Source organism: Gordonia sp. (in: high G+C Gram-positive bacteria) (assembly GCF_049299075.1).
Taxonomy (GTDB): Bacteria; Actinomycetota; Actinomycetes; order Mycobacteriales; family Mycobacteriaceae; genus Gordonia.
Map to the genome: position 1 here is coordinate 1 of NZ_JBAQWU010000468.1, position 3388 is coordinate 3388.

Sequence of the window (3388 nt, forward strand, 5' to 3'; positions counted from 1 at the left end):
AGTGCTGGGGCTCATCGGTGTCGCCTTCGGGTGGCGCCCGTCGCTGCTCGGTCTGGTGATCGGTGCCGCGGTGATCGCACTAGGCACGCTGGCCTTCGCCACCCTGGGCCTCCTACTCGGTGGCACCGGCAAAGCCGAAGTCGTCCTGGCTCTGGCTAATCTGCTGTGGTTCGTGCTGCTCGCCTTCTCCGGGCTCGTGGTCTACCAGGACCGGGTCCCCGATGCCGTCGGCTGGCTCGTCCGGGTCTCCCCGTCAGGAGCGCTCACCCAAGCGCTGCTCCAAGCCACCCAGCACACTGCCGTCGCGGCAGCAAGCGTCGTCGTCCTCATCCTTTGGGCCGCCATCGGCGGTCTGCTCGCAGTCAGGTGGTTCAAGTTTGAGTGAGTGGTTCGGGTTCCGCGTCCCCACACTGCGGTTTGTGCACGCGTGGGCGATCGCAAACCTCGCGGCGAATATCCTCCTGGTAGTAACCGGCGGTGCGGTCCGGGTCACCGGCTCGGGTCTGGGTTGCCCGACATGGCCGCAGTGCGGCGACGGCAAGTACACGCCGCCGCTGAGCTATCACGGCGTCATCGAGTTCGGCAATCGGATGCTGACCTGGGTGCTGATCGCCATCGCGATCGCCACCTGGATCGCCGTCATGCGGTACCGGCCCGCCGACAAGGCCGCACGCTGGCTGGCGACCGTGGTGGCCCTCGGGATTCCACTCCAGGGCGTCATCGGCGGCGTCACGGTGCTCACCAAACTCAATCCGTGGATCGTGGCGCTGCATTTTCTGCTCACCATCGTGATCATCTCGCTGGCCACCTGGCTCGTGTACCGGACACAGCCCGCCGCCGGCACATCCGACGACGACATCCCCATGCCTCGCGACTCGGTAATCGTCCGGCTGGCGGTGGCCCTAACCTGGGCGGTGTACGCCGTCACCTGGATCACCATCTATCTCGGTACCGTCGTCACCGGCTCCGGACCGCACGCGGGTGATGAGGACTCCCATCGCAACGGACTCGACCCGGCCTGGGCGGCGCAACTACACGCGGACGGCGTCTGGACACTCGTCGGACTCGGCCTCGCGGTGCTGCTGCTTGCGGTGATCGCGCACCTGCAGATGCAGCGCGCCGCGTGGTGGTTCGCCGGGTTGCTGGTGCTGCAGGGCGTCATCGGCTACGTGCAGTATGCGACCGGTCTGCCGATCCTTCTGGTGATCCTGCACATGCTGGGCAGCGCACTTCTGATGGTCGGCGCGACGTGGCTGGTGCTGCACGCCGTCGATGCTGGCCGCACGGCCCGGCTATCGGACCGGAACGCCGCGGGTTAGCGGTAGTCGACGACCTTGCGGTTGCGCGCGCGCGGGAAGCCGCGGGTCTGATGCGCCACCCAGCCAGCCATTTTGCGCCAATGGCTCGGCGCGATGGTGACCTTGTTGGTCAACTCCCGATCCCACTCATCGGCGATCTCGAGTCCCTCGACCTGCGCGACGACCGCCTTCGCCTCGTCCAGCGACGCGACGACCCGATCGCCGAGCAGACCGTTCTTCTCACCGATCAGGGTGATGCGGACACCGGCGACACCGGTCGGCTGCAGGATGGCCGTCGACGCGCCGCCTTCGGCGGCCACGTACCGGCGGATCGAGCCGACGACGCCGGCCGTAGGGCTCGGCGTCGCCTCGACGGCGGTTTCGGTGGCAGGCGCGGTCTGATCACTCATGCACATCATGATAGCCGCGTGCGAAACTGAGCCATGCGTGCGATCCGTGTGATGTCTACCGGCGGTCCCGAGGTGCTCGGGTACGGCGGTGCGCCCGATCCACGCCCGGAAGCCGGGCAGCTGCTGGTCCGGGTCCGTGCCGCCGGGGTCAACTTCATTGACACCTACTACCGCGCTGGCCTCTACCCCATCGGACTCCCCTACATCCCCGGTCTGGAGGGCGCCGGTGAGGTGGTGGCCCTCGGCCCGGGGGCCGAGGATGCCGGACGTTTTGCCGTCGGGCAGCGCGTGGCCTGGTGCGATTCGCCGGGCAGCTACGCCGAACTGGCTGTGGTGCCGTCCCACCGTGCCGTGTCCGTCCCAGAGGGCGTCGCCGACGAGCTTGCCGGGTCGTCGCTGCTGCGCGGCCTCACCGCGCACTACCTGCTGTATCCGTCGCCGACCGTCCCCACGGGCACCAGTCCGCAGTGGCGGCCCGGCGATACCGTGCTGATCCACGCCGGCGCCGGCGGTGTCGGCCTCATCCTGACCCAGTTGGCCAAGCATGCCGGTCTGCGAGTGATCACGACGGTCTCCAACGATAAGAAGGAGATGCTCTCGCGGGCTGCCGGAGCCGACGACGTCCTCCGGTACGACGACTTCGCGGCCACCGTACGCGAACTGACCGACGGCCGCGGAGTGCCAGTCGTATTCGACGGTGTCGGTGCGACGACGTTCGACGGTTCGCTGGCAGCCACGGCAATTCGCGGCACAGTCGTCCTATTTGGCGCCGCTAGTGGTCCGGTCCCGCCATTCGATCTGCAACGGCTCAATCCGCTCGGCTCACTCACGGTGACGCGCCCCACCCTGGCGCATTTCATCGCCGATCCCGAGGAGTTCGAGTGGCGCGCTGGGGCCTACCTGGGTGCTGTCGTTGACGGTTCAGTGCAGGCGCGGGTGGGTCTGAGCTACCCGCTCGCCGACGCCGCGCAGGCGCATCGCGATCTGGCGAGCCGCCGCACTATCGGCACGACGGTGCTGCTGCCGTGACGTAGCCGTCGCCCGGCACGATGGACGCTACGGCTCCGGAGAGCCGCTCAGGAGACCATTGCGGCGATGGTCTGCAAACCGAAGACGGCGTCGATTGCTAGACCACAGAACAGCAGAGCGAGGTACTCGTTGGAGACCAGGAATACCTTGAGCGGCTTCACCTCGACACCCTTGCGAGTCTCGATGTAGAGGCGGGTGACCTTCCAGATGAACCAGGCGCCGGCGCCGACGGCGGTCACCAAGTACACCCAGCCGGTGACCGGGATCAAGACGAGCGAGGTCAGCACGGTGAGCCAGGTGTAGATCAGCATCTGGCGGGTGACCTGCTCGGGACTGGCGATCACCGGCAGCATCGGCACGCCGGCGGCAGCGTAATCGTCGCGGTAGCGCCAGGCCAGCGCCCACGTATGCGGCGGCGTCCAGAAGAACACCACCAGGAACAGCACAAAGGGCTGCCAGTTCAGCGAATGGGTGACCGCAGCCCAGCCGACCAGTGCGGGCATACAGCCAGCGGCGCCGCCCCAGATGACGTTCTGCCAGGTGCGGCGTTTGAGCACCAGCGTGTAGACGAAGACGTAGAAGGCGATGGTAATCATCACCAGGATCGACGGCAGGAACGAGCGCTCACCGGCCGAGTTCGCGGTGCCGTAG

The 3388-nt window shown here is 67.4% G+C and carries 5 protein-coding genes; 3 read left to right on the plus strand and 2 right to left on the minus strand.

Going from position 1 to position 3388, the window contains the following annotated elements:
• On the plus strand, window positions 1-385 hold a 385-nt coding region (locus WAW85_RS14825; RefSeq protein WP_422560359.1), incomplete at its 5' end, for an ABC transporter permease.
• Window positions 378-1319: a COX15/CtaA family protein gene (locus WAW85_RS14830; RefSeq protein ID WP_422560360.1), complete on the plus strand. Its 942-nt coding sequence runs from the start codon at window positions 378-380 to the stop codon at window positions 1317-1319. The genes WAW85_RS14825 and WAW85_RS14830, both read left to right, overlap by 8 nt.
• Here WAW85_RS14830 and WAW85_RS14835 read toward each other — a convergent pair.
• The gene (locus WAW85_RS14835; RefSeq protein WP_422560361.1) at window positions 1316-1708 is read right to left on the minus strand and encodes a hypothetical protein; all 393 of its coding nucleotides are present in this window, start codon (window positions 1706-1708) and stop codon (window positions 1316-1318) included. The genes WAW85_RS14830 and WAW85_RS14835 overlap by 4 nt on opposite strands.
• 33 nt (window positions 1709-1741) lie before the next feature.
• Between WAW85_RS14835 and WAW85_RS14840 the strand changes: the two genes are divergently transcribed.
• Window positions 1742-2737: a quinone oxidoreductase family protein gene (locus WAW85_RS14840; RefSeq protein WP_422560362.1), complete on the plus strand. Its 996-nt coding sequence runs from the start codon at window positions 1742-1744 to the stop codon at window positions 2735-2737.
• A gap of 47 nt (window positions 2738-2784) precedes the next feature.
• Here WAW85_RS14840 and WAW85_RS14845 read toward each other — a convergent pair.
• On the minus strand, window positions 2785-3388 hold a 604-nt coding region (locus tag WAW85_RS14845), incomplete at its 5' end, for a heme o synthase (protein ID WP_422560363.1).

Excerpts from the sequence above, each read along its gene's own strand:
- WAW85_RS14835 (WP_422560361.1), bottom strand. The coding sequence starts at position 1,708 with ATGAGTGATCAGACCGCGCCTGCCACCGAAACCGCCGTCGAGGCGACG.
- WAW85_RS14840 (WP_422560362.1), top strand. The coding sequence starts at position 1,742 with ATGCGTGCGATCCGTGTGATGTCTACCGGCGGTCCCGAGGTGCTCGGG.